General features: G+C 39.3%; 1 pseudogene. It reads left to right on the top strand.

Annotation, left to right across the window (positions count from 1 at the left end):
- Window positions 1–13: 13 nt before the first annotated feature.
- Window positions 14–609, top strand: a pseudogene (locus ACFIO5_RS12225) (molybdopterin-binding protein); the annotation flags it as partial.
- Between the last annotated feature and the right edge of the window lie 52 nt (window positions 610–661).

The raw sequence follows: 661 nt of genomic DNA, 5'->3' as shown, positions 1-661 counted from the left end.
TACGAATTTATAAGATTTGAGTCAAAGCTTGGAAAAGAGAAATATCCAAGTAACACGTCATTTTGTTTGTGCTGATCAATTACAGCAAATTAGTGAAACTGTGATTGCTTGTCTTGGACAAGAAGATCTCATTACCATCAGTGGAGGATTAGGACCAATATCTGATGATAAAACACGTGATGCGGTTGCTAAAGCTGTAAGGCAACCTTTGTTTCATCATGAAGATGTTTGGCAAACAATAAAAGGTCAATTGGGGTGGTTAGGGAGCACACCGGATAGTAATAATGCGCGTCAAGCATTATTTCCTGAGACGGCAAAAGTGCTTGATAATCCTACCGGTACAGCACCTGGCTTTTACCTCTCTTGTGGTGAAAGTATCCTTGTGATTTTAACTGGTCCGCTTACGTAAGCTCTTGCGCTTTTAGAAAATTATTTAGAACATGGTGAGAAGAAATATTCTTCTGTGTCGCGTGCTCGCTATGCGTGGATTTTGATTGGAATTGATGAAAGTGCCATTGCGCATTGGGTTGATTGTCAGTTGGCAAATGAGCTATTTGAACGGCATTTTTATGGAAAAGCCCTTATGTTTTCGTACAATTGGTTGGCTAGTCATCAACGCTTTTGGCTCAGCATTTAATCGAAAAATTTGAAGACCATTTTT

The sequence above is a fragment of the Bartonella sp. AA86SXKL genome (assembly GCF_042196885.1).
This window is presented reverse-complemented; position numbering and strand designations above follow the sequence as displayed.